Below are 24,985 nucleotides of genomic sequence, written 5' to 3'. Positions count from 1 at the left end.
CTTAAAGACCGTAAAGAGGAATGTTCCCATCACAGATAACAATTCCTGCAACGTAATTAGTCAGCCTGCCAGGCCGGATAATCGGTGTAGCCTTTTTCCGGAGAGCCGCTCACGCCGTAGTAAGTTGAACGGTCACTTTCGGCCAGTGGCCAGCCATGCTGCATTCTTTCGACCAAATCTGGGTTAGCAATGTAAGGCACACCAAAGGCAACCAGATCAAGTTCATCAGAATCAAGTGCATTTTCAGCGATGTCGCGGGTAAAACCGCCAGCGGCGATAATGGTACCTTTAAACGTGTTACGGAAAATGCGACGGAATCCCTCAGGAAGTGGGGCTTTTGTATATATCGGCTGATAATAGAGGTGAACATAAGCCAACTCTCGTTGCCCCAGCTCAGCGGTGATACTCGACCAAATTTGCTCTTCGTCTTCATAAGGCGCGAGATCATAAATACGACCAAATGGTGACAGGCGTACGGCAACGTGACTGCTACCTACAGCAGCTGAAACGGCGTCAATAGTTTCCAGCAAGAAGCGTTGACGATTTTCAATAGAGCCGCCGTATTCATCAGTGCGTGTATTCAGTGCACTGCTGAGGAATTGGTCGAAAATAAAACCATTTGCCGCCATGATTTCCACGCCGTCAAAGCCAGCTTCCATCGCCAGGCGAGCTGAGTAAACAAAGTCAGCAGTGATGCGTCTGATCTCATGAGTTTCAAGGGCTCGTGGCTGGCTTGGGACTACTGGCCCAGGTTCACCCGACTCAGTGAGCGCAAAAACGGTTGTGTTGATCGCCTGTACCGAGCCTGAGGAAACCGGTGCGATGTTGTTCGGCTGAAGGGAAACATGAGACATCCGGCCCACATGCCAGAGCTGGGCAAAAATACGACCTCCTTTTGCATGAACCGCATCCGTTACCTTACGCCAGCCCTGAACGTGCTCGTGATTGTAGACCCCTGGAGTGTATAAATAGCCGCGACCCTCTTCAGAGACTGGCATACCTTCGGTGATGAGAAGGCCCGCGGAAGCGCGCTGTGCGTAATACAAAGCCACAACGGCATCCGGCACATCATTCATTGTACGGGTACGGGTCATTGGTGCCATAACTACACGGTTTTTTAACGACATACCAGACAGATTGTAGGGGGTGAACAGCTTACTCATTGTGTACCTCTCAAGGGCAAAATAGTGTGTCTCCCGAGGGGGAGTTTCGACGTTCGGCAGGTTTAATGACCGAATGTAATTGTGTTGCATTTGCTTAAATATCGTATAGGTGGCACTATACCAACCTTCTAGTTGGTTGGTCAACAGAAGCAATGAATTTGTCTTCTTTCTTCTGCCCTACAGAAGGTCGGTAAGAAAGTGAGCTAATATGCCATTGGCAATATCATCCCCCTCAGAGAGGTCATCATCATGCGTGAATTAATTTCTTACAACGAAGATAATTTTCGAGATATCGAGCAATACGAAGGGGTGTCAGTGGTGCGTTTTTCTGCGCTCTGGTGCCCACCGTGTCAGGCGAGTGAAGAAATGTTCAGTCTTTTTGCAAATCAACTTGATGATAATATTCAGGTGGGTAAGGTGAATGTTGATCAGGCGCCAGTGCTGACAACAAAGTATGCAATTTGGGGGCTTCCGTCTGTCCTAATATTTCATGAGGGGCAACTGGTAAAACGTATTGCAGGTGTTAAATCCGGTTCCGTTTATGCTCAGGCAGTGACAGACATAAAAAAAGGGCAGTAATGCCCTTTTTAAATTCGAGTACTGAGTGATTAATCTCGGAACTTGCTCACTGCATCTAAGGTACGTGCTGAATAGATAACGGCAGCCCCTGCATTAAGATTTATCGCAACACCCAATGCTTCGGCAATTTCGGCATCTGTTGCACCGGCTTTAACCGCTGCATCGGCGTGAAACGCAATACACCCATCACAACGTGTGGTCACGGCACAGGCCAATGCGATAAGTTCACGTACTTTAGCGCCAAGGAGGTCAGTTTTATTGCCTGCATTACCCAGCGCAACCACGCCTTTCATCGTTTCCGGTGTCAGTTTGCCCAGCTCACCTAAGCGTTGCATTACATCTGTACGATAATTATTCCAGTCCAACATCGGGCTAATCTCCTGATTGATTTGTATTGAGTAACAACTTTATGTATTTAAGACTGCTGTTAAAAACTTCGGGCCTGGCGGTTGCTCTGGCCACAACACTGGCACCTTCACAGATGTTAATTATCATCAAAGCCATGTCCGTTGGCATGATATGTGACATAAATTCCCCCGACGCTATTCCACCTTGCACGACCTTAGTCAGCCACGCTATCTGCATATCAAAATAGAGTGACGTCTGTTTGGTCACATTGGCCGGAAGATTGGCCGTCTCTGCCGATAGTGCGCAGCAAAGAGGTAAAAGCGAAGCCCGGTGGCTTTGGGCAAAGAGATCGATATAAGCAGCAATTCTTTTCTCTGCTGTCTTTTCCGTCGCCTCAATCTGCTCAAATAATTTTTGAGTGTCGGATAACGCCTGAATGACCACCTGCTCACCCAAACTATCTTTTGTCGGGAAATGGTGATGGATACTGGCTTTGGCAATACCGACTATCTTTGAGAGGTCAGCATAACTGAAGGCAGAATAGCCTTTCTCTCGCATCAGATGTTCTGCTTCACTGAGAAGTCGTTCTCGCGTCATCGTTGTCATAATTACCCTTGTAATCTACTAGTAGGTAGATTGTATAGCTCCCTATTTGATGGGGCAAGTTCTATTACTTTTAATGGGCAAAATCTTTGATCATGTCGTTTTTTGTCAATCCTCAATTTGTACGTTAATCAACCGTAATAGGATTGATTTCATTAGGCGCAATAAACAAAGAGGTTGAAATCACACCATACTACCTGTCAGAAGATTAGAATGGGGGGCTTGTTACCCTTCAGCTAAGTTGTTTGCTTCACCCTACTTGTTATGCTTCAAACAAAAAACCACCTTTTATAAGGTGGCAGTTTGCTTATTTTCTCTACCGACAAAGTGATCAGACTAAACGTGTAATCATTTCTACCGGATTTGCCAGTGTGTCATGGATTGGAGAACTTTTTTGCATTTCACTGACCAGTGCTTCTAACTCTTCGCGGCTGGCAGATTTACTGGCAAGATGCACATCCACACGGATTGATTTCGCACCTTTACGCACAGTACTGTCTAGTCCGAGGAAACCATTGAGGTTAATATCGAAATTCAAATCTAATTCAATACCGTCAAGGTCAATTCCTTTTTCGGCCGCCAAAATGGTAAGTGTGGCAGTGTAACAACCGGCCAATGCCTGGAGGATATATTCTGTCGGGCCCATACCCGAATCGGTACCCATCAGGGCTTCGGGTTCATCACCAATGTTGGAAAACTTTCCAACACGACTGTTATCTACATTTCCATCCTGAATTGTCGCCCCGGTCTCAACACGGACAGAGACCCTACCGTTAGAGCGGGCTTTCATTTGGATCGTCAGATTACCCAAACCAGGTTGATTGCGAACGGCTTCACGGGTGTTCTGGATAGCATCTGCCGCGGCAAATGGTTTAACTGCAGTTGTAGTAGGCATCTCGGCTCCAATGATCTATTGAGTAAGCATTAAAATAACTGTTGGCAATTTACAAACCAACTAGTAGGTAGATTATCTATTATTAAAGTGTTTGTCTACCTCTATAAATAGGGATGTTTTCTAACTCTGACTTTAAATGAATTTTTGCCAACAGATTGCCTGTACCCTGTCAGTAAAAGTACTGCCGACGATGGGTTAGCAGAACGGCTGGTCGATGGGAGCGACAGGATGACTTGGGAGGGGGGCGCTCATCCTGCCTGAAATTCATTTTTTTGGAACTCACCCTCGGGAGATCGTCATCTTTAAATTGCGTAAAGTTTTGATAAGAAAATTGAGGTTTTCCTAAATTAGAAACGGGTCGAAAGGGGACTGTGCTTCCTGGCTATCATATAAGCTGATCCCAGCTCATGATGTTTTCTCATCAATAAGTGCCGTCCTTCGTATGTGCCGTTGTTTTCGAAAGACAAATCCCATAAAATCCTCATCAAGTTAAAATTAATTTTATAAATTAAATAAAATGAATAAAAAGTATCTGAATAATAGCCGCTATTACCTCGATTTACCCGTGGGCTATTTTGGGATGGTCCTGGGCACGATAGGGGCAGGCTTTAGTTGGCGTTATGCTGCAACTATATGGTCTGTGCCTTCCCTTATCGGTGACGGACTTGTCACTATAGCAAAAGTACAACTCTTACCAGGGACGATACGGCAAAGCTGCGGGAAATGTACTGAACCGTCAGTTCAGTGCTGACGAACCCAACCAGAAGTGGGTAACGGACGTGACGGAATTTAAAATTGCCGGGGAGAAACTGTATTTATCTCCGGTACTTGACCTGTATAACGGTGAAATCGTGGCGTATCAAATGGCCCATCGCCCTCATCTGTCGATGGTGAACGATATGCTGTCTAAGGCCCTGTTGGTACTGAGTGAAGGCGAATATCCGCTGCTGCATTCAGATCAGGGCTGGCAGTATCAGATGGTACATTATCAGAAGCGGCTTGAGGAAGCAGGGCTGAAGCAGAGCATGTCACGAAAGGGAAACTGCTATGACAATGCGGTGATAGAAAGCTTCTTTGGCACGCTGAAATCGGAGTGTCTGTATCTGGGTGAGTAGCAATATAAATGAGCTACGAACGGCAATCGACGAATATATCTACTATTACAACCATGAAAGAATAAAACAGAAACTGAAAGGCCTGAGTCCGGTAGAGTACCGAACCCAGGCCCAAATAGCCGCCTGATGTAAACCGTCCAACTTTATGGGGTCAGTTCATTATAAGACGGTTTTTTAATATATTGAGAAAATTAAATTTTATTTATAAATAACGGCAGTACCATGAAGCTTATTCTGACCCGATGTGGAGGTAATACGATAAGAGGCAGCGCCCGCAGCATCAGCCTTCTCTTTCAGTTGTTCTTCCAAAGAAGATAAACTATTTGCATTACCGGCAGAGACTACACCAATTTTCTCCAGATTTTCTGGCTCAATATTCACCAGATTAGCAGCAAAAGCGCCAGAAGTTATAGAGGCAAAAACAGTAGCAACAATGATGGCTTTTACATTTTTCATAATAAATATCTCAATTAGTTCCAGTAGTAAAAAGGTTTGCGAAGTTATTTAATTAACGTTCGATAATTAAATGGTACGCGGTAGGGATGGTTTCGTCAACGTTTTTATTATTAATCATTAATAAATTAGATATTCATTTGAAATGTAAAGATATTTATAAAAAATCTCATCAGGTGCACGTCGGTACATCTATTAAAAATGAAATCTTTGTCCGGCCCTACTTTGATTTTCTTCAAAACAGCCGCGATAAAGCTTGCAGATTTTTATATCGATTGTTAATTTAATTAATGATAAGAAAAAAAGGAAAAGAGATGAACGCCACAATGGTTAATTTTGACAAAAAAACGCGGGGCAGAGGCAGACCTAAAATTTTTGATCGCGAAAGCGTACTTGATAAAGCCATGGTGCTGTTTTGGGCTCACGGTTATGAAGGAACATCGCTATCAGACCTGGTTAAGGTAACAGGAGCAAAAGCACCCACGCTATATGCCGAATTTGGCAACAAAGAAGGCCTTTTTCGCGCAGCAATGGAAAGGTATATTGAGAATTTCGATATGCATCGCAAAGAAGCTCTGGAATGCACAGAAGGGGGAGTTGCCCAGCGGATTGAAAACTATTTTCGCTCTGTAGCAGCCTGTTTTACGGACAGAAATAAACCTGCAGGTTGCTTTGTTATCTGCAACTCTATGGCATTGGCTGAATCATCAGGAGATGTAGCGCGTATGCTGCTCGGGCAACACCATACGCAAGAAGTTATGTTGAGAGATTTTCTGGAAAAGTGTCAACAACACCAAGAGTTACCTTCTGATACTGATGTTGCCAGAGTTGCCCAGTATCTGTCCTGCATTCTTCAGGGAATGTCGGTACGCGCCCGTGAAGGCGCAACACTTATTGAATTAGGCTGTATTATCGACACCTTCATTAATTTGTGGCCAGTGCTTATTATAACAACCATAAAGAATACATAAGAACGAGGGAATTTAGATCATCAAATTGTAGAGAATCGTAGCACGCCTTTTGCGTGATAGCGTTAGTTATACAGCCCATAACTTACTCACCTTCCGCAAATTTTTATACTCAACTTCATGTATGTACGGCGACCCGCCAAGCGCCATTTTTCGTATAACGATGGACGAAACTTTTATATGAAAATAAGTCGATATTCCCTGCGACTGAACTCTCCTCACCGTCGAACATGTGCTTACCTGCAGGACCATGCGATATAAGCAAACAATTGTTGCCAGACAGCTCAACGAAAGGCCGAGAAAAACGCTAGACTATGAATTACCCGCAGAGCGGTTCAATCAGTGTGTTGCATCCATCGGTTGAACCAGTAGCCAAAAAAAGACATTGATAACGTTACGTTTTTTAATCAAAAGGATGCAGGGAATTTGAATCCCAAGCTTTCATCGCGAACGATACAGAGGCATTGAGTTCTTCGCCGGTTGCACCATCACGCGCTTCAGTTGAGAGGCCGATTTCAAAGCTGTGAAAATACATGGCCAGCGCTCGTGCGTCGGTGCCGGCAGCCAGTTCACCCGCGTCTTTTGCCCTCATAACACATCGCAGAAATCCCTCCCTTGTGCGTGTGCGTCGCGCTGCCAGAATCTTGCGGATGTGCTCGTGCCCGGGCGAACAGGTATTAACGGATAACGCGATAAGGCAGCCGCTGGGATGCCCCTGTTCTGTCTGCATTTCTGCTGAACGGCGCAACGCCAGTTCAGCAGCCTCACGCGGCTTGAGCGTGTCGTCCCACAGACACTCGTTAACCTGACCGTAAGTCGCCGCGTAGCAATCGACAACCTCTTCAAACAGCGCCTCTTTTGAACCAAAAGCAGCATAAAAGCTGGGTGCGGTGATACCGTTACCGAGGTTCTCTTTGAGCAGGGCGAGCGAGGTGGATTCATAGCCGTGCTGCCAAAAAAGGTACATCGCCTGACGAATTGCCTCGTCCCGGTCGAATGAACGTGGACGTCCCATCTGAGCCATACCGCTTCCTGATTTTGCAAAGTAGAGATAAATACTAATCGATACATATGTACTTGACAACCTGCAGGTTGGCCTATAGCCTTTGACATATATACCAATCAGTATATATATCAGTTCGGAAACTAATTCCGAGAACGGTTCCCGCTATTTTTAGTTACCTCAAAAAGGACTCACCGTGCACGCCAATACAGAACCCCATGAAACTACAAAAGAACGGCGGCTGCCACTGGCCTCCCTGCTGGCGTTTGCCATGACCGGCTTTATTGCTATCCTGACCGAGACCCTTCCGGCGGGTCTGCTTCCGGAAATTGGAGAGGGCCTTGGCGTTTCTCAGGTGATGGCGGGTCAGTTGGTGAGCGTCTATGCACTTGGTTCGCTGCTTGCGGCGATCCCGTTAACGGTGCTGACCAGCGGATGGCGCCGTAAAAAAGTGTTGTTACTGGCTGTCGGGACCTTCCTGATTTTCAACACCATTACCACCTTCTCAGCCAGCTACGGGCTGACGCTGACGGCCCGGTTTATGTCTGGCGTGGCTGCCGGACTTGCATGGGGAATACTGGCCGGCTATGCGCGCCGCCTCGTTTCGGCTGATTTGCAGGGCCGCGCTCTGGCTGTTGCCATGGTCGGAATACCGATTGCCCTGTCACTGGGGACTCCTGCGGGTGCGTGGCTGGGCGGCATGATGGGATGGAGAGTGCCGTTTGGGCTTATGGCTGCACTGGCGGTCATTCTGTTTATCTGGACGCTGGTTGCGGTTCCTGACCTGCCGGGACCGGTGGCTGTCCGGCGTCTGCCCGTGTGGAAGGTTTTTCTGATGCCCGGAGTACGTCCGGTTCTTGCTGTCATCTTTCTCTGGATGACGGCACACAACATTCTTTATACGTTTATCGGCCCGTTCCTGGAGTTGTCGGGCCTGACCGCGCACGTCGGACTCATCTTGCTAGTCTTTGGGCTTGCTGCGCTTGTCGGCATCTGGATTACCGGAACGCTGATTGATCGCCACCTGCGTAATCTTGTTCTGCTCAGCCTTGCGGCACTGGCTACTGTATCTGTGGTACTGGTCTCGGGCATGCGGGAGCAAGTCGTTGTATTCCTGGCCGTCATCGTGTGGGGAGGGTCATTCGGTGGCGCGTCAACCCAAATGCAGACGGCGGCGGCTGATGCGGCAGGCGATAATGTCGATGTCGTTCAGGCGATGGTGACCACTGCATGGAATCTGGCTATCGCCAGCGGCGGCGGCGTCGGCGGCCTGCTTCTGAATAATGCCGGTGTGGTATCATTTCCCTGGGCGCTCATGGCCTTTATGGCTGTTGCGTTTATCATCGCTTATTGCGGGAAAAAGCATGCTTTCAAGCCCGGTGCCAGAAGCCGTGCCATGAACCAGTGAGCGGGTACACCCGTGATTAAGCCCTCCTTTAACACGACCGGTTTGCGCTGACCATTGCGGCCGGTTATTCGCTTATAGCGGATGTGATTGCCCTTCACACTGTCGGCTTCGTGCCAGATATAGTCATTCGAACCCTGAGAGTTACATTTCTAAGTGATTCAGGGTATGCGCTTACTGGTTACGAATATTGTGCCAGAATCATGTGATTTGATGATTGCCGCTTTGCTTTCGAGCCAGTAAGTGCTCCACGTTCGCTAACGAATACTCAGGGCATGCAGACAAACTGCTGACTATATTTCTTTCGAAGAGCGTGGAATGCATACCAATCCCCGGTAAAGATGAGTTGGTTATGATTGCGATAGATCAGTTTGCTGCTCATGTTGGTCTGGACTGGGCGGATAAAAAGCACGATGTCTGCGTTCAGTTTAAAAACGGTGAGCGTATATTCTATGTGGTTGAACATACTCCGGAAGCGCTTGATATCTGGCTCAGCGAGTTGCAGCAGAAGGTGAAAGGCAGGATCGCGATCACCCTTGAGCTGAAGAAAGGCCCGGTAGTGTATGCTCTCCAGAAGTACCCATTTGTCACTGTTTTTCCAGTACACGCGTTGTCACTAGCCCGCTATCGGCAGACCTTTTGGCTAAGTGGTGCGAAGGATGAACAGCAGGATGCTGAGTTAGCGTTAGAGCTGATGCTACGCTATCCCGAAAAGATCAAAGCCATTGAACCCGACAATGCGGATATTGGATCTTCTTGTACGGCGCTTACCAAGACAGCACCTATCAGCAAACGGCGATTTACCTCCTGAATTTATGGATAGGAACATTTAGTTCGAATCCGGCCACCCCAACATGGTGCCATGAACAATTCGGAGTAGCTTATCTCGATTGGCACCGTCCTTCGCGAGTGTCGACATACCCTGAATGACGGCAAATACATGCCCCGCAAGCATGTCGGCATCGGCATTCGCCGGGAGTATACCGGCGCGAATATCGCGCTCAATTCGTGACCGCAGCGCCGCTTCAATATGTCGTCGAATATCCGCCAGCTCTTCGCGGATATCGTCAGCACGGGTTGAACTACTGACGATCGCACTTGCCAGCAGGCATCCTCGTGGCGTGTCTTCGCCAGTGTGGCCAATCGCAGCGGCTGTAAGTAGCTCTCGGGCAGCATCCCGCGCAGTGGTTGCAGCCTCGATGCCTTTGGTTACAGTATCAACACCGCCTAGATACAGATCGACTGTTTCCATAAACAAACGACGCTTGTCACCGAATGCTGCGTAAAGACTTGGCGGCGTGATCCGCATAGCGTGCGTGAGCTCCGCTATTGAGGTGGCCTCGAAGCCATGCTGCCAGAATAGGTGCATCGCGACCTTAAGTGCAGCCCCGCGATCAAATGAGAGCGGCCGACCGGTGCGGTTTGGGTGAGACTTACTTTTATCCATAGTGATCACTATATATATTCATTGCCCTAATGCGCAATGAGGTTTAGGGTGTTCTGTAACATTCACTATACTATGGAAGTAAGACATGAGCTCAACTACAGACTATTCCGTATACAAAGCACTCGATCCTCTTTTTAACATGTGTGCAGAGGTGATCGGTGATTCCGTAGACGGAAACCACTTCTTTGAATGGTTTGCCAACGATGCAATATGGGAAAATCCTTTCCCTGTGCCAGGAACAAAGCCCGTATTTCATGGCCCCGGTGAACTCATGGAAGCTTTTCGCGGCTATGGCGATGTATTACAGATGAACTCTATGAGTGACCTCCAGGTACATCGTTCCCAGAAAGGCGACGATGTCGAGGTCGTTGTCATGGAATACAAAGGGCATGGACATGCTGTGATGACCAACAAACCGTATAACAACTCTTATGTGTCGATTGTACACATCAAAGATCGCAAAGTTTTCCTGTGGCGTGACTACACCGATCCAATGATCGCGATCGAGGCGGTTGGTGGTTTGGAACCGATCCAAGCGATGCTCGGGAAAAGCTAAAAGTAAGATGGGAAGTGCCCTTGAAACGATGTTAATGCTCTGCTGGCATAATGATTTTACTGTGAAGAGGATTAGCTGCAGAAATATGGGGCACTGCCACCTTTCATAAACCGCCGTCTTTGCTAGGGGTTGTCACGCACATTGATGACCTTACGCAGATGAGCAACATCCTTCAGCGGTGGCAGACCAAAGATGCGGGCGTAATCCCTGTTAAACTGGGGCACACTCCGGTATCCCACTTCCTGGGCAACAAACGTCACGCTTTGTTGCCTGCCTAATAACATCGTTCTGGCATGAAGCAGCCTAACGCGCTTTTGATACTGTAAAGGACTCATGGCCGTGACAGCTTTAAAGTGACGATGAAAAGCCGATACGCTCATCGCCTCCCGTTCGGCCAATGATTCAACGACAAACTCTTCTGTAAAATTATGTCTTAACCAGCGAATGGCATTGCCGATTCGGGCCAACATCGTGCCCGGAGAGGCAATGTCCCTCAGCATCCAGCCATGCGGTCCTTTCAATACGTGATACAGAATTTCGCGCTCATAATTGGGAGCGAGGGCGGAAATATCGTCGGGGGTCTTCATCAGACGCAGCATTCTGACCCAAGCATCAAGAAGTTCGGATGTCACTGAGGCAACAGAGAACGCGCCTTCCGGTCTGTTTTTCATTGCTGATTGAGGTAAATCGTCCAGCATGGCAGCCACACGTTGAGGTTCCAGGGTCAGACTCACCGCCAAATACGGTTCTCCTGTCGCAGACGGATAAACTGTACCCACCGCTGGCAAATCAACCGACATCACAAAATACGAGGCAGGGTCATAGTTGAAAACCCTGTCTCCCACCGTCATCGACTTACTTCCCCTTAGGATCAGATTGATCATTGGCTCATAAACTGCAGCCAGTGCCGAAGCCGGAATATTTCCCTGAACCATCGCTACGCGTGGGATCCCCGTCTCCGTTCGCCAGTTGCTGGCGTGTGCGGTAAGACCGCAGAGCTCATCAAGCTGGGATTGCATCATCATGTCTTACATCCTCGGTCTCATCGTTGAAGGGAGCATAAAGCAGAAACAGGCAAGAATCGAGTAGTAACACGGAAGCCCCTGTTTGACCCTTACCATACTATTACTCCAACGCAAACACAGAGAAAGGAAACATCATGAAAGTTATTCTTGTAACAGGTGGAAGCAGTGGTATCGGAGCCAGTACGGCGATCCAGTGCGCCGCACGCGGTATGGGCGTGGTACTCACCTACCATAATCATCCTGAAGCCGCTGACAAGGTTGTCAAACAAATCGCAGCTGCGGGCGGTAAGGCTATCGCTGTCCAGCTTGACGTTTCGCGCTCTGAAACTTTCCTTACCTTTAGGAAGACCCTTGAAGATTTACTACACCGTTTCTGGCAACGTCCTGATTTTGATGTACTGATCAACAATGCCGGTTTCGGCCTTTTTAACCCGATTGAAACGGTGACAGAAAATGAGTTCGACAGTCTGTTCAATGTTCACCTTAAAGGCCCGTTCTTCCTGACACAGGCTCTTTTGCCGGTGCTTGCTGATGGGGGGCACATCGTGAATGTGACCAGCGCAACGACGCGCGTCGCGACGGCAGGCGTGGCGCCTTATGCCGCTTTCAAAGGAGGGCTCGAGGTACTGACACGCTATATGGCCAAGGAGTTTGGGCCACGTTGTATCCGTGCAAACTCTATTTCTCCAGGCGCCATTCGTACCGGCTTGGGCGGCGGCCTGAATGATGAGTTCGAAGCCTTACTCGCTTCACAAACAGCGCTTGGGCGCGTCGGGGAGCCTGACGATGTAGGTAAGGCCATTGCGAGTCTGGTGTCGGATGAAAATGGTTGGGTTAATGCTCAGTCCATCGAAGTAGCTGGCGGGTATCACATTTAATAATCACAGGAGGCTTTATGATCGATCATATCTTTCTATCGGTGAGTGAAATTGGGCGTTCCGTTGCGTTTTACACCGCAGCCCTGGCGCCTCTCGGCGTCACCGTTCGCCTGGACTATGACGGAAATGATGGGCCGCCGGGGCATCCTGACCTCAAAGGCTTTGGTGCCAACGGCCGGATATTTTTCTGGCTGCGGGAGGGGGACGCTGCAGGCGGAGCCACGCACGTCGGCTTTGTCGCCAATAGCAAAGAAAGGGTTGATAAAGCCTATACCGCAGCAATGAGTGCAGGAGCCGCTGACAACGGTGCGCCGGGCGCACGTCTTTATTATGATCCCCGTTATTACGCTGCCGGCGTTATCGATCCCGACGGCTACACCCTGGAATTCGTCTATAAAAGTTGGCAGCACACCTCATCATGAAAACATTACTTATTTACGGTGCCACCGGTTATACCGGACGCATGATTGCCAAACAGGCAAAAGACGCGGGTCTCAATGTCGTGATTGCCGGCAGAAATAAAGAAAAACTGGATGAACTGGCGAAAACATTGAACGTAAGAGCCCATGCTTTTGCGTTGGATGATACCGAGGCTCTCCCTCGTCATTTGGACGGGATAACGGTTGTATTGAACTGCGCCGGTCCTTTTGCTCACACCTCAGAATCACTGATGCGAGCCTGCATTATTCAGAGTGTTCATTACCTGGATATTACTGCAGAAATCAACGTTTATCGGCTGGCGGAGTCACTGCATGATCTCGCCTCCACGGCTAGGGTCATGTTACTGCCGGGTGTGGGATGGGATGTGGTGCCAACGGATTGTCTCGCGGTGACGATAGCTGAAAAGGTGCATGAGCCTATCCGCTTGAGAATTGCGCTGCAGGTTGCAGGCTCAATGTCACGGGGTTCGGCCTTCAGTGTGGGAGAGATTATCAGCGCGGGTCTGCTTGCCAGGGTCAATGGTGAACTGACGACGAAAACCGATGCCAAAACAGACTTTTTTGATTTTGGTGAAGGGAAAGTAGAATGTGCGCCACTATCTTTCGGTGATCTTGTTACTGCATGGCATTCAACCGGCATTCCAAATATTGAAATGTATGTCCATGTGAGTGGCGATGCCTTTCCATCCGGAGATTTATCACGCTTGCCTGATGGCCCCTCTCAGGAAGAGCGCGCAGGTAATGTCGCTCGTGCAGTGGTTGAAATGACCGGGGTTGATGGTGACATTCATCATGCAGTCATTGAAACGGTCAACGGATATTCCTATACGCCACTCGCTGCGGTCGAAGCCGCCAGACGGGTGCTTAACGGAGCAAGCCAGCCTGGATTTCAGACGCCGGCTAAAGTATTTGGTGCAGATTTTGCGCTGAGTATTCAAGGGACGCGTATTTCCACACTCTGAGCCATAGGTGTGTAAAGCCACGCTATAGACTCCGAAGGAAACATTGCTGAAGACGCATGGGCAAAGCTCAACGCGGCAGACGTGATTCTGTTCGGTTCGCCAACCTACATGAGTGGGCCGAGCTGGCAGTTCAAAAAATTTGCCGACGCCTCGTCAAAACCCTGGTTTGAGGGCAAATGGGTTAACAAGATTTTCGGCGGCTTTACTAACAGCGCGAGCATTAATGGTGACAAGCTGAATACGCTGGCCTATTTCTTTTTGCTGGCCGGTCAGCACGGCGGTATCTGGGTCAATATGGATATTAAGTCCTCGAATACCAAGGCCTCATTGCGTGATGATCTGAATCGGATGGGCTCAAATATTGGTCCAATGGCACAAACTCCCGCCGATGCTTCGCCTGAAGAAATGTCATCAGGCGATCTCGAAACGGCACGCCTTTATGGCGCACGAGTTGCAAATATTGCCGCACAGTTTCACCCAATGAATCCATAGCGTCATTGAACTACCTCATGTGCATATCCTGAATCAGCACATGGCGTCACGGGTGAGGAGGAAAGGTAAATCAAATGAAATATAAGCAACTTGGGCGTACAGGCTTGTTTGTTTCAGAATTGTGTCTCGGCACAATGACATTGGGCGGCAACACGGATGCTGGCATGTGGTCCTCCATAGGCGCAGTAGAACAGGACGAAGCAAATCAGCTTTTCGCGCGAGCGCTCGCCGGCGGGGTTAACTTTATCGATACCGCCGATATTTATTCCTTCGGCCAGTCTGAGCGTATTACAGGGATCGCGCTAAAAGAGCTCGGTGTTGCACGCAGCGACATTGTTCTTGCCACGAAAACAGGTGGGGTTATGGGCTCCGGGCCTAACGCGCAGGGAGCATCACGTGGGCATATTATGGATTCGGTGCAGAGGAGCCTGGAAAGACTTCAGGTCGATCATATTGATTTGTACCAGATTCATGCAAGCGATCCTGTCACGCCCGTTGAGGAAACGCTGCGCGCGCTTGACGATCTCACACGGCAAGGGCTGGTTCGTTATGTTGGTGTGTCGAACTGGGCCGCAGGTACCTCAGGCGCTGACCGTAAAGGTCTTTTCAATCGTTCATTGTTCAAATATGACCAGGAAAAAGATATTTATATTTGTCCGATGGGTAGCGAGCTTCAGAACAGGTTTACGGTGGTTGAGGATGGTTTAGAGCAGCAAATGTACTTTAACAATATCGCTTGTCGCGATTGCAGTCAGCGGTCAAGGTGCACCACATCAAAACGCGATCCGAGACGTATAAGGCGCTGGGTTCATGAAGCAGAAATGGAAGACATGCAAGCCAGGCTTAACGCATCGCCACAAACAGCTGTCGTGCGAAAGCAAACGGTAGAGCATCCGTTCGGGACAATTAAAATGTGGATGGGAGCGACTCACTTCCTGACGCAACGGTTTAAAAACGTTAGCACAGAAATCAGTCTGCATGTGCTGGCTTATAACCTGAAAAGGATGATGTCCATCTGGGGTACCGAAGGATTGGCCATTAAGTTGCGAGAACAATGCAACTAGCGGGAGTGGCCGCTTTACCCCCTAATAACAAGCCATTAGCACGTCATATCAAGCCACAAAAGCCTCGTTCTACCTCTACATACAAATCACAGCGAATACATCCCTGACTGAGGGATCGTACTCAGAAACTGCAAAAACTGAGTTTTTACACAGCCTGGGCACAAAGCTGCCCACTGCTACGCCCAATTGCGGCTATGAGCGATGAACGGACGTTATGCCTGAAAACCATTCATGACTGCAACCACACAGAGATATCAATGTATTCTGTGATTTCTCTGGTTTGAGAAAAATATTAGTAATTTTAAGGCGCAAGTTATTGCAGATAATAAATATTGCATTGACTCAGCGCTGAAGATAAATATCAGGCTTAACTATTTGCCACACAAAATCTGGACGGTTTACAGCCACGTAGCCCACCTTTGGATATAACCATGCTGCTGTATCGGTTACCAACATGATCCTTCGAAGACGTGGAATCAATGGATGCGCATTCACACATTCGATCAACCACAAACCTAGCCCACTCTGTTGATAACCATCGATAATATAAACATCACAGAGATATGCGAAAGTAGCATAATCGGTCACTAATCGGGCAAAACCAATTTGGATTTCCTGAGCATAGAGGCCAAAACACAAGCTGTTATTCACCGATAGTTTGACGGTCTCTCTATCAATACCTTGAGCCCAAGTTGATCGAAATAAAGCGTGGTGAATGGCATCAATATCCAGCAGAGAGGGGTCGGTACTGATCAGATAGTTTTCTTTATACCAATTGCATGAGTCAATCATTTTAGTATCCATAAATATTGGCACCAGCTTGGTGTTTAGGAGTGTAATTCTGCAACGGCCATAGTAAAGACAAGCTCGTCATGACTGCTGTTGGCATATTGGTGCGGGGAATCCGTTCTGGCTACAGCTGAACAACCAGCAGGGACGTTCAACGTTGTATTGTCGATAGAAAGCTGGAGCGTCCCTTTTTCCACATGGAGCAGTTCACATGTGCCGACAGGATGACCAGGTGATGAGAATTGCTCCCCGGGATACATATGCCAGCGCCAGAGTTCAACCATATCTGGACCACTGGTGCCGGCCAGTAGCCGGGCACTCCCGCTCTTTTCACCTTGCCATAGAACGGGAATATCGTCCTCATTAATAATATGCACCGGGGGCTTACTGGCCACATCGACTATATCGGCTACGGAAAGCCCCATGGCAGCGGCGAGCTTGCACAAAATAGCTATGCTAGGGTTAGCAGCTCCCTTTTCTATTTCTACCAACATGCCCTTGCTGACACTGGCGCGTCGGGAAAGCTCATCCAGTGAGAGTTTTTTTTGCTTACGGAAGGCTTTGATCCGTCCGGATACTGCTTCGCTGACTGAAAGGATGTCAGCACCTGCAGCGGTCGTTTTATTGACTTTATTGGTCACTGGTCGATATCATGTAATGAATTAGTCATTATGGGATTATCCAATGTCTTCTGTTACTCCGTCAATTAATACTAATATTGACAATATCGCGCCGGGATTCCGGGCTCTCAGCATTTTCGTCAAGGCTGCCCCGGTAATACACCCTGAGGTGGGTGAGAATGCGTTGAAACAAGCCTGTAAGGTGGTTACTTCAGGATCACCTGAATGGGCCGAGTCCCATCTGACTGCCTGGGCGGAAGTCTTCAAACACTTTGGGGCAAAACCCAAGCGTACCCCTTGCTCTGCACAAGCGCTCCGTAAAAGAGTACTGCGGGATGGGGATATGCCTGGAATTGATCCTGTGGTTGACCTCTACAATGCGGTCAGCCTACGTTATGCAATTCCTGTGGGGGGGGAAAATCTAGCCGCCTATGTTGGCCCCCCACAGTTGACCATAGCCAATGGCAGTGAGCTGTTTGATACAGTGAAAGAAGGCCAACCGGCTTACGAATCACCCGAACCTGGCGAAGTAGTTTGGCGAGATGATATTGGCGTTACATGCCGACGCTGGAACTGGCGGCAAGGAGTAAGAACCCGTCTCAGTGTTGAAAACCAGCAGATGTGGTTTATCTTGGAAAGTTTGCCCGAGATGCCCCTGACAGCCTTACACGAAGCCGGAGAAATGCTGATTAAGGGACTGCAAGATATGATGCCGGGAGCAGAAATCCAGCAGAAACTTATTGATCAAGGGACCTAATAATAAATTATTTAATCCTGTCTGGCAGTCTATTCGCCTTGGAAAGACTGCTCTGATGTTTATGTTTATGTTTATGTTTATGTTTATGTTTATGTTTATGTTTATGTTTATGTTTATGGCAGATGCCTGGGTGGGGAAAAATGTCTCTATTTTTAAGCAGCTTTATTTTTGAAAAAAAAGAGTATGACGATGAGTTTTATATTCTGGACAAGGGAATAGAGGATTACACCACTAGTATTCCCGGTTTTATTGGTATGGAAAGCTATACCGATGCCACGAGTGGGCGAATCATTAATAATTATTACTGGCAAAGCCGATCAGCGATGGAAAGTCTGATTACTCATATTGCTCATACCAGAGCCAAATCCCTGAGCGATCGGTGGATTTTCGGTTATCAAACAGTGATCGCTGAAATTGAAGGCACGCATAATATGAACCTTTCACACCCGCTGGCTAACTATCCGTTGCCCTACCGCAGCGGGAAAGAGTCCAGACCAACATGAGCAGCAAACTGATCTATCGCAGTCATAACCAACTCCTTTTGACCGGGGATTGGTATGCATTCCACGCGCTTCGAAAGAAATATAGTCAGCAGTTTGTCTGCATGCCCTGAGTATTCGTTAGCGAACGTGGAGCACCTACTGGCTCGAAAGAAAAGCGGCGATCATCACGTGATTCTCGCTCAATATTCGTAACCAGTAAGCGCATACCCTGAATCACTTAAAAAGTGTAACTCTCAGGGTTCGAATGACTATATCTGGCACGAAGCTGCCAGCAACTGGGCTTCAGGACTGCTTTGTGCTGTGAGTTCAACGGGTCGATGCAACGCTATCCTTAATCAAGGGGGGACGTTGCCATGAAACGAAGAACTCGAATTAACTACACGCCAGAACAGAAAGCGATTATCTGGGACAGATATAAGCAAGGGGATTCCCTGCATGATATCGCCAGAATGTTCGACAGATACCATTCTTCGATCATGCCCACTATCCATCAGACTGGTGGATACCGTCCCCCTGTCCGAAAGCGGCACCGGTTAGCGCTTTCGCTTGATGAAAGAGAGGAGATATCCAGAGGGCTGGTAGCAAAACGTAGCATCAGGGACATCGCTGACAAATTATCAAGAGCCCCCTCAACGATTAGCCGCGAGATCAAGAGGCACTGAGGTGCAAAACAATACCGTGCAGCAAAAGAGGATACGGCTGCGTGGGAACGTGCTCTGAGACCAAAACCTTGCAAGCTAATTGAAAGCCCCACATTGTGTAAAATCATTGCAGAGAAGATGCATCAGGACTGGTCGCCGGAACAAATCGCCGGTTGGCTAAAACGCTGTTATCCGGATAATCAGGAAATGCATGTGTCACACGAAACGATTTATAAAACGCTTTTTATACAAACCCGGGGAGCATTAAAAAAAGAACTGCAGCAATGCCTCAGAAGCGGAAGAGCAGTGCGTAGATCCAGAACGTCATCACTTAAAGGGAAAGGATTAGGGTCAATCCCGAATGCGATACCTATCAGCGAAAGGCCACCCGAAGCCGCAGACAGAGCCATACCAGGTCACTGGGAAGGTGATCTGATCCAGGGCTCGAAAAACTCCTATATCGTCACCCTCGTTGAACGCCATTCCCGCTTTGTTATGCTGGCCAAAATCAGGGACAACAAAACCATAACTGTTATATCTGCACTCATCAAACAAGCCCGGGAATTACCTGTTGAGCTTTATAAAACACTAACATGGGATCGAGGCGCTGAAATGACAAGCCACACTCGGTTTACTGTAGCGACAGACATTCAGATTTATTTCTGTGATCCTCAATCTCCCTGGCAACGTGGCTCAAATGAAAATACGAACAGGCTGCTCAGACAATATTTTCCAAAAGGAACTGACTTATCGGTTCACAGCCAGCAAAGACTTAACAGTGTTGCCAGACAGCTAAATGAAAGGCCGAGAAAAACGCTAGACTATGAATCACCCGCAGAGCGGTTCAATCAGTGTGTTGCATCCATCGGTTGAACTCACAGCCAAAAGCGGACATAACCTCACATCAAAAAGCTGGGACGGATGCATGACCATAGTTTAACTACACGTGTGTAAAAACATTCGACATAAACCATTGACAATATGAGTTTTTACAAGCTGTGCGTGGTTACAAAACTATTCATCAGAATGTATTGAGCATCTTTGCGCTTATGTTGGTCAATCAATGGCACAAGCCGTCTGAAATGCTCACCTTCACAATGTAATTCGAGCGCTGTACGATCCGGCCATTCCTCTATAAAAATGAAATGCCCCGGATCCTTTTCATCGATATACAGATCATAAGCGATGCAAAGAGGTTCCTTTTTTGTGGCCGATACTAGCTCACGGTACAAAGCCATAACCTTCTCAACACAATCAGGTTTTATAAAGTCTTCGGCAATTACTTTTAACATTGCAGCCTCTGAAGATAAGAAGAACCTACACAGTTTTGTTACACTGCAGGTTCGGAACACACTCTATTTCGCCCGGTACGCTTTGCCTCATAGAGCTGCTGATCGGCGCGAATGACAACATCCGATGGCAGTAAACCTCTCTGCTGGCTTGGGTAAACAGTCGTAACGCCGAAACTTGCGCTGACCTTACCCCATGGAGTATCCAAATGGGCAATTGACAACGCGAGGATCCCCTCACGAATGCGTTCAGCAACCGCGATTGCACCGTTTCTGCCGGTGCTCGGCAAGATAACAACGAACTCTTCACCACCGTAGCGTGCGGCCAGGTCGCCGGCTCGGGTCACCTGTTCGGTCATTATCCGGCCAATGGAGCGAAGAACAGCGTCGCCGGCCACATGCCCATAGCGGTCGTTGAACTTTTTGAAAAAGTCTACATCCAGCAAGATCAGCGAGAGGCAGTCATAGCCGCGTTGCGCACGCTTGAATTCCTGATCAAAAATTTCATCGAACATGAGTCGATTAGCGATGTTAGTAAGCTTATCCGTGTTCGCCAGTATCTGCAGACCGATGTTGTTCTGTTCCAGATCATTTGAACGGGCACGCAGCCTTTTATCAAGGTTGTCGCGGATACTTATTTGCCTGACCAGCTTTGATGCGAGCAATCCGAACAAAGAGCAGATCACTAATACGGCGCCCCCAAGAAGAAAGCTCGAGCGCTGCCATTGCCTTAATAATTCTGTTTTCGTACGCCCGACAGCAACGACAAATGGGTAGCCGTCCACGTGCCGGTAACTGTACAGTCGTTCGATCCGGTCGATCTTTGAGACCAGGATTGAGGAGCCGGCGTAATGCGTGGATAAGGCCTGCATGACTGGGCCTTTCGAAATATCAGTCCCGACCAGCCGTTCTTCAAAGGGCCGCCGGTAAACCAACGTTCCATCGCTAAGTGCGAGCAACACTGTGCCGGTTTTACCAATATCAATTTCGTCAAAAATGCGTTCAAAAAAATTAATTTTAAGCGTGACGAGAACAATACCGCCGAAGCTCCCGTCAGGCAGGTTAATCCGCCGCGACACGGGAATAATCCAAACCCCGGTGGACCTACTAATTATTGGCGGTCCTATATGAACTGCGAGATTACGATTAGCGCGGTGGTACGAAAAGTATTCCCGATCCGAGTTATTTCCTTTAACCGGACGACTTAGTGACGTCGCCAGCCAGGCCCCGTCCGCTCCATATACGAATAGTCCGTGTAGTTCGGGGCTGGCCTTGTCTATTTCAATCAAGTGAGTCTCCAACCGGTGCAACTCGTGCGAGCCCATGCCGTCGACTTCAAGACGTTCCGAAAGGTCAGACAAAGTGACACTCGCGGTTTTGAGGGTAGATTCCACCTGAACAGCGATCATGCGAGCAATATTGGTGTTGGCCACTTCAGCATCGCCCAGTTGTGCTGTGCGGGATGCTGCAATAAATGCCCAGCCGAATGCCAATAACAATAGACAGACAACTGTTGTGGAAAGTATGACAAGAGCCGTGACAGGGCGTTTCTTATCGCTCAGGCGGATGAGATAACTTTCCGAGTCGTGGGGGGATGCCATTCAATGCAGCTCACTCCTTCACTCAATGAGCATGAAACTCGCGGGGGGCTTTAGTATGGCATTTATACATCGTTGAAGGTGAACTGTATTACCACCATCCGCTATTCCTTTTCGGGCTTGTAACAGGGTTTATCAGCGGATGCGCTACGACGGCCGTTCCGGCGTATAAGATGAATCGCTAGTCGATAAGTCCGTTTTTCGCTCTTAGTTGACTGTCAGATTTAGCCGCACCTTGCTAAAGATGTAACAGTTGTTGGCGCCACTTTTATCAAGGGTCACTGTCTCAGGTTCATCGTGGTGTCGAATGGCTTTGCGAAAGAAGCGTAATGCAGCTGCTGCATTACGTTTGGCGGCCAGCAGGAAGTCGATAGTCTGGCTTGAAGTATCCACCGCGCGGTAGCGATATTTCCACTGACCTTTGATTTTGATGTAAGTTTCATCCATTCGCCACCGACGACCTATTGAGCGTTTATGTCGTCGAAATACCTTATCCAGTAAGGGTACCAGACGGATAACCCAGCGGTGTAACGTGGAATGGTCAACAATAACGCCTCGCTCTGCCATCATCTCCTCAAGATTACGCAGGCTGAGTGCATATCCGCACCATAACCCCAGCCGTTGCCGAAATTACCCGTGCCGAGGGCGAGTGTTGAGAGTCTAAGACCTGTATTTCCAAAGATGCGGTAACGCATGGCTTCACCTCTTAAAGACAGTTTTCCGGAGAGTTAAAATGATTATCAGAATATGAGGGAGACGCCGACAACTCAGGTCGCTGTATGATCATACTCAGAATTAGACTCAACATCCGTGAAAACGGTAGCCATCAGCCGAAAACTTTCGAAACCAGGCAATTGCATTTGCGCTTTTTAATTTCAATAGAGTGTAGCTCATAGAGTGCAACTCACCATTCTCCATATCCCATACGGGGACAGTTCAGATTAGACTCGAACTGGAAGAGAAGAGGCGTGACTTGGCTCCGTTCAACATGACCTTATACAAACTGTTTTGAAAATGAAGTTGATTAAAAAATAATTAGCAGCCGTGAGGTGCCCTGTCTATACTTTTGAAATTGACGTTCAGGCGGAGCGGGTGTGCATTCAAATCTGACTGCACCTGACACAGTCATGAGCAAAGGGTAAGGTCAACGCTCCTCAAACCTTTAACAACCGAAACACTTTCGCCAGCCTCTCTATTCTGATGCTCTGGCGACGACCTTCTTGTGACTAAAAAATGGCAATGTCATTGCTATTTTTAACAGAGAGCGAAATCTATGAGCACATTTACTACTCGGGACAAGACTGAGATCTATTATAAAGACTGGGGCACAGGCCCGGTGGTGGTTCTTAGTCATGGCTGGCCTCTGAGCTCCGATAGCTGGGAAGCGCAAATGTTCTTCCTGGCAAACAATGGCTACCGGGTCATAGCCCATGACCGCCGGGGGCACGGTCGCTCCAGCCAACCCTGGAACGGGAATGAAATGGATACTTATGCTGACGATTTGGCAGAATTACTGGATTATCTGGATATAGAAGGGGCCTCCCTGTTCGGTTTCTCCGCGGGGGGCGGCGAAGTGGCACGATATATTGGTCGCCACGGGACTGCCCGGTTAGCCAAAGCGGGGTTGATCTCGGCGGTTCCTCCGCTCATGGTGCAGACTGAGTCAAATCCAGGTGGTCTGCCACTGTCAGTTTTTGATGGGATCCGTGCAGCTTCTGTTGCTGACCGCTCGCAGCTTTACATTGACGTCGCCAGCGGACCCTTCTTTGGATATAACCGTCCCGGTGCCATCCCATCCCAGGGGGTAATCTATGCCTTCTGGGTGCAGGGCATGATGGGCGGACACAAAAACACTTATGACTGCATCAAAGCGTTCTCCGAAACAGACTTTACCGAGGACCTTAAGAAATTCTCTCTTCCTACGCTGATTTTACACGGCGATGATGACCAAATAGTCCCAATCGACGCTGCTGCCCGATCCTCATCTAGGCTTATTCCACATGCTGAACTGGTGATTTATCACGGGGCTCCTCACGGTATTACAGATACCCACAAGGAACGGCTCAACAATGATTTGCTGGCTTTCCTTCGCAGTTAAGTCGCCATCCAAATCCCGATAGAATCCCCGTTGAGGAGACATACATGACCAGTAAAACGGCTCAGATAGTAGTGGATAACTTCAGAAGAAATATCATCATGAATGGAACACGTGCTTCGTAATTACATGAGGTGCTCTGAATCAGCATTAGTTTAAAGGCATCTGCGAGCCATTAATGGGCTCCCCCCAGCCCATTGTTTACAGACGCGGAAAAATATCATGAATGTCCGTTCCTCGCTCAAAGTTGCCCGATGTCTCAGGGCGTGATATAGACTTTGTATGCAGTTATCGCTGTAAGAAAATGCAGCCTCATTTGGTGATTAAAACGGCGAAAGATGTTTATATAAAAATGCGTTAATCCGCGGGGAGTTATGTATTTTATTGAATCTCGAAAAACGGTGTAAAAAAACCACCTGACGGCGGCTTTATTCTGATTGAATGAGATTGATAGCTATATGGCTTTAACTATAGCTATGATAAAGCCATCCCACCCTTTCTCACCGACAGTTTGTATTGCTGTAGCTTCAAGTCGTTCGTCTTCTGAAGTCATCTGAATAAAGTCTCGCAGTCCCTGCACATTAGGATCGTTACTATCAGAATCAATCACACCACCGCCACGGACGACATTATCCCCTAGGATCACAGTACCTTCCCTGGACAATTGTATTGCCCACTCCAGATAGCGTGGGTTATTAACTTTATCGGCATCAATAAAAATAAGGTCATAGGGTGCTTTGAGCATCGGTAACACATCAAGGGCGGCACCAATATGCAGCTCAACCCGTTCAGTCAATCCTGCATTATCTATATTTTGGCGGGCAATTTTTGCATGATGCTCATTAAATTCTATGGTTGTCACGCGCCCGTATTGCGGTAAAGCTTGAGCCATCCAGATAGTGCTGTAACCTCCGAGAGTTCCTATTTCAAGAACGCGAGTAGCACGTATTATTTTGATTAAAAGCTCCAGCATTTTACCCTGTAAGGCAGAGATATCGTGTGCGGGTAACTCATGAGCGGCGTTATTGGCGAGAGTGCATTTCAAATCCGGTCCTTCTGGGGCGAGTTTTTCAGCAAACCAGGTATCGACTTGTGCCCATTTTTCAGCGTCTCTAGAAGGATAATCAGGGGTTCGCATAGGGGATCTGCCTTTTCTTTAGTGGTTTTTATCTGAAGTTTGCATGTAGTGTGTTACAGCGCTGGGTGCGTGAAACGCTCCCCATTGATTAAAATTCGGTAGTGTTTGAAGTGTACGCTTCTGGTATAAATGTGGCCGCGAGAAATGCTTCGGACGGCT

The 24,985-nt window shown here is 48.2% G+C and carries 24 protein-coding genes and 6 pseudogenes; 16 read left to right on the top strand and 14 right to left on the bottom strand.

The window, feature by feature from the left end; translation table 11 throughout:
• Positions 1-56: 56 nt before the first annotated feature.
• The gene (locus V1956_RS21965; protein WP_442825683.1) at positions 57-1,163 is read right to left on the bottom strand and encodes an alkene reductase; all 1,107 of its coding nucleotides are present in this window, start codon (positions 1,161-1,163) and stop codon (positions 57-59) included.
• A 249-nt stretch (positions 1,164-1,412) separates the two neighbouring features.
• Between V1956_RS21965 and V1956_RS21960 the strand changes: the two genes are divergently transcribed.
• A complete protein-coding gene (locus V1956_RS21960) occupies positions 1,413-1,742 on the top strand; it encodes a thioredoxin family protein (RefSeq protein ID WP_442825682.1) in 330 nt (109 codons plus the stop codon).
• Between the two features lie 29 nt (positions 1,743-1,771).
• Here the strand turns inward: V1956_RS21960 and V1956_RS21955 are convergent, their stop codons facing one another.
• The 3 genes from V1956_RS21955 to V1956_RS21945 form a co-directional block, all read right to left on the bottom strand.
• Complete coding sequence (locus V1956_RS21955) at positions 1,772-2,110, bottom strand: carboxymuconolactone decarboxylase family protein (protein WP_408579799.1); 339 nt, start codon at positions 2,108-2,110, stop codon at positions 1,772-1,774.
• Positions 2,111-2,114: 4 nt separating this feature from the next.
• On the bottom strand, positions 2,115-2,696 hold the full coding sequence (locus V1956_RS21950) for a TetR/AcrR family transcriptional regulator (RefSeq protein WP_408579798.1): 582 nt from the start codon (positions 2,694-2,696) through the stop codon (positions 2,115-2,117).
• 328 nt (positions 2,697-3,024) lie between these two features.
• Positions 3,025-3,588, bottom strand: coding sequence for an OsmC family protein (locus V1956_RS21945; protein WP_442825681.1), 564 nt, complete (start codon positions 3,586-3,588; stop codon positions 3,025-3,027).
• 517 nt (positions 3,589-4,105) lie between these two features.
• On the opposite strand from V1956_RS21945, the pseudogene V1956_RS21940 reads away from it, so the two are divergent.
• Positions 4,106-4,267, top strand: a pseudogene (locus tag V1956_RS21940) (dicarboxylate transporter/tellurite-resistance protein TehA); the annotation flags it as partial.
• Positions 4,266-4,830: pseudogene (locus V1956_RS21935) on the top strand (IS3 family transposase); the annotation flags it as partial. The pseudogenes V1956_RS21940 and V1956_RS21935, both read left to right, overlap by 2 nt.
• 71 nt (positions 4,831-4,901) lie before the next feature.
• Here the strand turns inward: V1956_RS21935 and bhsA are convergent.
• On the bottom strand, positions 4,902-5,159 hold the full coding sequence (gene bhsA / locus V1956_RS21930; protein WP_442825680.1) for a multiple stress resistance protein BhsA: 258 nt from the start codon (positions 5,157-5,159) through the stop codon (positions 4,902-4,904).
• Positions 5,160-5,470: 311 nt separating this feature from the next.
• Between bhsA and V1956_RS21925 the strand changes: the two genes are divergently transcribed.
• The gene (locus V1956_RS21925) at positions 5,471-6,127 is read left to right on the top strand and encodes a TetR/AcrR family transcriptional regulator (RefSeq protein ID WP_442825679.1); all 657 of its coding nucleotides are present in this window, start codon (positions 5,471-5,473) and stop codon (positions 6,125-6,127) included.
• A 400-nt stretch (positions 6,128-6,527) separates the two neighbouring features.
• On the opposite strand, the gene V1956_RS21920 is transcribed toward V1956_RS21925, so the two are convergent.
• Positions 6,528-7,148, bottom strand: coding sequence for a TetR/AcrR family transcriptional regulator (locus tag V1956_RS21920; protein ID WP_442825678.1), 621 nt, complete (start codon positions 7,146-7,148; stop codon positions 6,528-6,530).
• Positions 7,149-7,323: 175 nt separating this feature from the next.
• Between V1956_RS21920 and V1956_RS21915 the strand changes: the two genes are divergently transcribed.
• Both V1956_RS21915 and V1956_RS21910 read left to right on the top strand, forming a co-directional pair.
• A complete protein-coding gene (locus tag V1956_RS21915) occupies positions 7,324-8,535 on the top strand; it encodes an MFS transporter (RefSeq protein WP_442825677.1) in 1,212 nt (403 codons plus the stop codon).
• 349 nt (positions 8,536-8,884) lie between these two features.
• A pseudogene (locus V1956_RS21910) lies at positions 8,885-9,280 on the top strand (IS110 family transposase); the annotation flags it as partial.
• Positions 9,281-9,361: 81 nt separating this feature from the next.
• Here V1956_RS21910 and V1956_RS21905 read toward each other — a convergent pair.
• The gene (locus tag V1956_RS21905) at positions 9,362-9,901 is read right to left on the bottom strand and encodes a TetR/AcrR family transcriptional regulator (RefSeq protein WP_442825839.1); all 540 of its coding nucleotides are present in this window, start codon (positions 9,899-9,901) and stop codon (positions 9,362-9,364) included.
• Between the two features lie 163 nt (positions 9,902-10,064).
• Here V1956_RS21905 and V1956_RS21900 point away from each other — a divergent pair, with 163 nt between their 5' ends.
• Positions 10,065-10,535, top strand: coding sequence for a nuclear transport factor 2 family protein (locus tag V1956_RS21900; protein WP_442825676.1), 471 nt, complete (start codon positions 10,065-10,067; stop codon positions 10,533-10,535).
• Between the two features lie 122 nt (positions 10,536-10,657).
• Here the strand turns inward: V1956_RS21900 and V1956_RS21895 are convergent, their stop codons facing one another.
• Positions 10,658-11,560 (bottom strand): AraC family transcriptional regulator N-terminal domain-containing protein, encoded by a 903-nt coding sequence (locus tag V1956_RS21895; protein WP_442825675.1) that lies wholly within the window; start codon positions 11,558-11,560, stop codon positions 10,658-10,660.
• Positions 11,561-11,694: 134 nt separating this feature from the next.
• Here V1956_RS21895 and V1956_RS21890 point away from each other — a divergent pair, with 134 nt between their 5' ends.
• The 5 genes and pseudogenes from V1956_RS21890 to V1956_RS21870 all read left to right on the top strand — a co-directional run bounded on the left by V1956_RS21890 (position 11,695) and on the right by V1956_RS21870 (position 15,396).
• On the top strand, positions 11,695-12,438 hold the full coding sequence (locus V1956_RS21890) for an SDR family NAD(P)-dependent oxidoreductase (RefSeq protein ID WP_442825674.1): 744 nt from the start codon (positions 11,695-11,697) through the stop codon (positions 12,436-12,438).
• Positions 12,439-12,455: 17 nt separating this feature from the next.
• The gene (locus tag V1956_RS21885; RefSeq protein WP_442825673.1) at positions 12,456-12,860 is read left to right on the top strand and encodes a VOC family protein; all 405 of its coding nucleotides are present in this window, start codon (positions 12,456-12,458) and stop codon (positions 12,858-12,860) included.
• On the top strand, positions 12,857-13,840 hold the full coding sequence (locus tag V1956_RS21880; protein ID WP_442825672.1) for a saccharopine dehydrogenase family protein: 984 nt from the start codon (positions 12,857-12,859) through the stop codon (positions 13,838-13,840). Before V1956_RS21885 ends, V1956_RS21880 begins: the two co-directional genes overlap by 4 nt.
• A 21-nt stretch (positions 13,841-13,861) precedes the next feature.
• Positions 13,862-14,332 (top strand): annotated as a pseudogene (locus V1956_RS21875) (flavodoxin family protein); the annotation flags it as partial.
• Between the two features lie 74 nt (positions 14,333-14,406).
• Positions 14,407-15,396 (top strand): aldo/keto reductase, encoded by a 990-nt coding sequence (locus V1956_RS21870; protein WP_442825671.1) that lies wholly within the window; start codon positions 14,407-14,409, stop codon positions 15,394-15,396.
• Positions 15,397-15,738: 342 nt separating this feature from the next.
• Here the strand turns inward: V1956_RS21870 and V1956_RS21865 are convergent, their stop codons facing one another.
• Positions 15,739-16,188, bottom strand: coding sequence for a GNAT family N-acetyltransferase (locus V1956_RS21865; RefSeq protein WP_442825670.1), 450 nt, complete (start codon positions 16,186-16,188; stop codon positions 15,739-15,741).
• A gap of 35 nt (positions 16,189-16,223) precedes the next feature.
• Positions 16,224-16,826 (bottom strand): helix-turn-helix domain-containing protein, encoded by a 603-nt coding sequence (locus V1956_RS21860; protein WP_442825669.1) that lies wholly within the window; start codon positions 16,824-16,826, stop codon positions 16,224-16,226.
• A gap of 43 nt (positions 16,827-16,869) precedes the next feature.
• Between V1956_RS21860 and V1956_RS21855 the strand changes: the two genes are divergently transcribed.
• The 3 genes and pseudogenes from V1956_RS21855 to V1956_RS21845 all read left to right on the top strand — a co-directional run bounded on the left by V1956_RS21855 (position 16,870) and on the right by V1956_RS21845 (position 19,579).
• Positions 16,870-17,562, top strand: a complete 693-nt coding sequence (locus tag V1956_RS21855) for a B3/B4 domain-containing protein (protein WP_442825668.1) — start codon at positions 16,870-16,872, stop codon at positions 17,560-17,562.
• Positions 17,563-17,702: 140 nt separating this feature from the next.
• On the top strand, positions 17,703-18,065 hold the full coding sequence (locus tag V1956_RS21850) for an antibiotic biosynthesis monooxygenase family protein (protein ID WP_442825667.1): 363 nt from the start codon (positions 17,703-17,705) through the stop codon (positions 18,063-18,065).
• Positions 18,066-18,418: 353 nt separating this feature from the next.
• A pseudogene (locus tag V1956_RS21845) lies at positions 18,419-19,579 on the top strand (IS30 family transposase).
• Positions 19,580-19,695: 116 nt separating this feature from the next.
• Here the strand turns inward: V1956_RS21845 and V1956_RS21840 are convergent.
• The 3 genes and pseudogenes from V1956_RS21840 to V1956_RS21830 form a co-directional block, all read right to left on the bottom strand.
• On the bottom strand, positions 19,696-19,998 hold the full coding sequence (locus V1956_RS21840; protein ID WP_442825666.1) for a putative quinol monooxygenase: 303 nt from the start codon (positions 19,996-19,998) through the stop codon (positions 19,696-19,698).
• A gap of 38 nt (positions 19,999-20,036) precedes the next feature.
• Positions 20,037-21,596 carry a sensor domain-containing diguanylate cyclase gene (locus V1956_RS21835; RefSeq protein ID WP_442825665.1) on the bottom strand — a complete coding sequence of 520 codons (1,560 nt, stop codon included), beginning with the start codon at positions 21,594-21,596 and terminating at the stop codon, positions 20,037-20,039.
• A 252-nt stretch (positions 21,597-21,848) separates the two neighbouring features.
• A pseudogene (locus V1956_RS21830) lies at positions 21,849-22,202 on the bottom strand (IS6 family transposase); the annotation flags it as partial.
• A 664-nt stretch (positions 22,203-22,866) separates the two neighbouring features.
• Here V1956_RS21830 and V1956_RS21825 point away from each other — a divergent pair.
• Positions 22,867-23,691 carry an alpha/beta fold hydrolase gene (locus V1956_RS21825; RefSeq protein ID WP_442825664.1) on the top strand — a complete coding sequence of 275 codons (825 nt, stop codon included), beginning with the start codon at positions 22,867-22,869 and terminating at the stop codon, positions 23,689-23,691.
• A gap of 451 nt (positions 23,692-24,142) precedes the next feature.
• On the opposite strand, the gene V1956_RS21820 is transcribed toward V1956_RS21825, so the two are convergent.
• Positions 24,143-24,826, bottom strand: coding sequence for an O-methyltransferase (locus V1956_RS21820; RefSeq protein ID WP_442825663.1), 684 nt, complete (start codon positions 24,824-24,826; stop codon positions 24,143-24,145).
• Positions 24,827-24,985: the final 159 nt, after the last annotated feature.

Origin of the sequence: Yersinia sp. 2540 StPb PI (assembly GCF_052217165.1) — a bacterium.
GTDB lineage: Bacteria > Pseudomonadota > Gammaproteobacteria > Enterobacterales > Enterobacteriaceae > Yersinia > Yersinia enterocolitica_E.
The sequence above is the reverse complement of the archived record's forward strand: the minus strand, read 5'-3'. Positions and strand labels throughout refer to the sequence as shown.

Coding starts and splice junctions, on each gene's coding strand:
- V1956_RS21865 (WP_442825670.1), bottom strand. CDS start 16,188: ATGATTGACTCATGCAATTGGTATAAAGAAAACTATCTGATCAGTACC.
- V1956_RS21840 (WP_442825666.1), bottom strand. CDS start 19,998: ATGTTAAAAGTAATTGCCGAAGACTTTATAAAACCTGATTGTGTTGAG.
- V1956_RS21885 (WP_442825673.1), top strand. CDS start 12,456: ATGATCGATCATATCTTTCTATCGGTGAGTGAAATTGGGCGTTCCGTT.
- V1956_RS21890 (WP_442825674.1), top strand. CDS start 11,695: ATGAAAGTTATTCTTGTAACAGGTGGAAGCAGTGGTATCGGAGCCAGT.
- V1956_RS21945 (WP_442825681.1), bottom strand. CDS start 3,588: ATGCCTACTACAACTGCAGTTAAACCATTTGCCGCGGCAGATGCTATC.
- bhsA (WP_442825680.1), bottom strand. CDS start 5,159: ATGAAAAATGTAAAAGCCATCATTGTTGCTACTGTTTTTGCCTCTATA.
- V1956_RS21870 (WP_442825671.1), top strand. CDS start 14,407: ATGAAATATAAGCAACTTGGGCGTACAGGCTTGTTTGTTTCAGAATTG.
- V1956_RS21895 (WP_442825675.1), bottom strand. CDS start 11,560: ATGATGATGCAATCCCAGCTTGATGAGCTCTGCGGTCTTACCGCACAC.
- V1956_RS21950 (WP_408579798.1), bottom strand. CDS start 2,696: ATGACAACGATGACGCGAGAACGACTTCTCAGTGAAGCAGAACATCTG.
- V1956_RS21850 (WP_442825667.1), top strand. CDS start 17,703: ATGTCTCTATTTTTAAGCAGCTTTATTTTTGAAAAAAAAGAGTATGAC.
- V1956_RS21835 (WP_442825665.1), bottom strand. CDS start 21,596: ATGGCATCCCCCCACGACTCGGAAAGTTATCTCATCCGCCTGAGCGAT.
- V1956_RS21960 (WP_442825682.1), top strand. CDS start 1,413: ATGCGTGAATTAATTTCTTACAACGAAGATAATTTTCGAGATATCGAG.
- V1956_RS21820 (WP_442825663.1), bottom strand. CDS start 24,826: ATGCGAACCCCTGATTATCCTTCTAGAGACGCTGAAAAATGGGCACAA.
- V1956_RS21900 (WP_442825676.1), top strand. CDS start 10,065: ATGAGCTCAACTACAGACTATTCCGTATACAAAGCACTCGATCCTCTT.
- V1956_RS21825 (WP_442825664.1), top strand. CDS start 22,867: ATGAGCACATTTACTACTCGGGACAAGACTGAGATCTATTATAAAGAC.
- V1956_RS21920 (WP_442825678.1), bottom strand. CDS start 7,148: ATGGCTCAGATGGGACGTCCACGTTCATTCGACCGGGACGAGGCAATT.
- V1956_RS21925 (WP_442825679.1), top strand. CDS start 5,471: ATGAACGCCACAATGGTTAATTTTGACAAAAAAACGCGGGGCAGAGGC.
- V1956_RS21905 (WP_442825839.1), bottom strand. CDS start 9,901: ATGCACCTATTCTGGCAGCATGGCTTCGAGGCCACCTCAATAGCGGAG.
- V1956_RS21955 (WP_408579799.1), bottom strand. CDS start 2,110: ATGTTGGACTGGAATAATTATCGTACAGATGTAATGCAACGCTTAGGT.
- V1956_RS21855 (WP_442825668.1), top strand. CDS start 16,870: ATGTCTTCTGTTACTCCGTCAATTAATACTAATATTGACAATATCGCG.
- V1956_RS21880 (WP_442825672.1), top strand. CDS start 12,857: ATGAAAACATTACTTATTTACGGTGCCACCGGTTATACCGGACGCATG.
- V1956_RS21965 (WP_442825683.1), bottom strand. CDS start 1,163: ATGAGTAAGCTGTTCACCCCCTACAATCTGTCTGGTATGTCGTTAAAA.